The 676-nt window shown below is 67.5% G+C and carries 1 protein-coding gene; it reads right to left on the reverse strand.

Annotation, left to right across the window (positions count from 1 at the left end; genetic code table 11):
- Positions 1-231 precede the first annotated feature (231 nt).
- On the reverse strand, positions 232-585 hold the full coding sequence (locus AX737_RS05465) for a DUF3140 domain-containing protein (RefSeq protein WP_066919643.1): 354 nt from the start codon (positions 583-585) through the stop codon (positions 232-234).
- Positions 586-676: the final 91 nt, after the last annotated feature.

The following is a 676-nucleotide window of genomic DNA, read 5'->3' on the forward strand; positions in this document are numbered from 1 at the left end:
GGTCCCCTCTCCCATAGGGAGAGGGACAGGGTGAGGGGTATGAGGCTGCCAGAGGAGGTGCGGTGCTGAACGCGCGTCGATGGCGTGCTCAGGTCTGCAAAGTTATACCCCTCACCCCAACCCTCTCCCTACAGGAGAGGGGGCACGTCGCGGTCCGCGTGCAATCCGGGGAAGATTGACCCGGCCTATGCAATCGCCCTGCCCTTTGGGGGGAGGGAGATTACGCCGCCCTCAATCCTTCTGCGGGTCGTGGCCCCAGTTCATCAGCGACATGCGCCAGGCCGAATCCGGGTCGTTGCGGGCCTTGCCGCCCTGCTTGAGGTGCCGGTGGACGTAGCCCACCACCTTGCGCATCGCCGCGTAGTCGTCGTCCGAGAGGTCGGCCTTCTTCTTGTCCTTGATCTCCAGGATGCGCCGGCCCATCGCGTGGCCGGTCGACTCGTCCCCGTCCGACTTCTGGCCGACCTCCCGGCTGTCCTCGCTGTCGAGGTGTTTTCTCAGTGCGGCCGGCGTCATGTTCACCGCCTCGTTGAACGCGGTCCAGGTCTCGGCGTGGTCTGTCTCGGCGTGGTCGGTCTCGGCCATCGGGCGGCTCCGTGGTGGTCCTTCGTGTCGCGCCACCAACGCGCTACGCCCCGGCCCCGCCGCGATCCTTTACGGCGGCGGCGGTGGCCGG

This window comes from Methylobacterium sp. CCH5-D2 (genome assembly GCF_001556475.1).
Classification (GTDB): Bacteria; Pseudomonadota; Alphaproteobacteria; order Rhizobiales; family Beijerinckiaceae; genus Methylobacterium; species Methylobacterium hispanicum.